This is a genomic window from Prochlorococcus sp. MIT 0701, assembly GCF_000760295.1.
Lineage (GTDB): Bacteria > Cyanobacteriota > Cyanobacteriia > PCC-6307 > Cyanobiaceae > Prochlorococcus.
Genome location: NZ_JNBA01000050.1, coordinates 1 through 1149, shown reverse-complemented (window position 1 = coordinate 1149; position 1149 = coordinate 1). Strand labels below are relative to the sequence as shown.

The window sequence follows — 1149 nt, the reverse complement described above, 5'->3', positions numbered from 1 at the left end:
AAAAGCCCCCTCTAAGGAGGGGGCTTTCAGGTTCAGCTGCTGCCAAACCTTTTATTTAGCAGGATGATCAGCCAATCGCAGGAGCAATCAGAGCCACAGGTGTGGACTCAGCAGCTGCCAGGTCGAGAGGGAAGTTATGAGCATTACGCTCATGCATCACTTCCATACCGAGGTTGCTGCGGTTGAGCACATCAGCCCAGGTTGGTACAACTCTGCCTTGGGCATCGAGAACCGACTGGTTGAAGTTAAAGCCGTTCAAGTTGAAGGCCATCGTGCTCACACCCAGTGAGGTGATCCAGATGCAGATCACCGGCCAGGCGGCCAGGAAGAAGTGCAAACTGCGGCTGTTATTGAAGCTGGCGTACTGGAAGATCAAACGACCGAAATAACCGTGGGCAGCCACGATGTTGTAGGTCTCTTCCTCTTGGCCGAACTTATAGCCGTAGTTCTGAGACTCGGTTTCGGTGGTCTCACGAATCAACGATGAGGTCACCAGTGAACCGTGCATGGCGGAGAACAAACTGCCGCCAAACATGCCCGCCACACCAATCATGTGGAAGGGATGCATCAGGATGTTGTGCTCTGCCTGGAACACCAACATGAAGTTGAAGGTTCCAGAGATGCCTAAAGGCATGCCATCCGAGAAGGAACCCTGACCAACGGGATAGATCAGGAAAACAGCAAAGGCTGCCGACAGCGGTGCGCTGTAGGCCACACAGATCCAAGGGCGCATGCCCAAGCGGTAGGAGAGTTCCCATTGACGACCCAACCAGCAACAGATGCCGATCAAGAAGTGGAAAACAACAAGCTGGTAAGGACCGCCGTTGTAAAGCCACTCATCAACAGAAGCAGCTTCCCAAATGGGATAAAAGTGCAGGCCGATGGCGTTGCTGGAAGGAACAACAGCACCAGAAATGATGTTATTGCCGTAGAGGAAAGAGCCAGCAACGGGCTCACGGATACCGTCGATATCAACCGGCGGTGCCGCAATAAAGGCAATGGTGAAGCAGATGGCAGCTGCCAACAGCGTGGGAACCATCAGGACACCGAACCAACCCACATAAATGCGGTTATTGGTGGAGGTGACCCAATTGCAGAAGGACTCCCAGCTACTGAGGCGACCACTGCGAATGGTGGTGGTCATTGAGT

The 1149-nt window shown here is 53.5% G+C and carries 1 protein-coding gene; it reads right to left on the bottom strand.

Going from position 1 to position 1149, the window contains the following annotated elements; all coding sequences use genetic code 11:
- Positions 1-67: 67 nt before the first annotated feature.
- Positions 68-1144, bottom strand: a complete 1077-nt coding sequence (gene psbA, locus EV12_RS12750; protein WP_036916046.1) for a photosystem II q(b) protein — start codon at positions 1142-1144, stop codon at positions 68-70.
- Positions 1145-1149 lie beyond the last annotated feature (5 nt).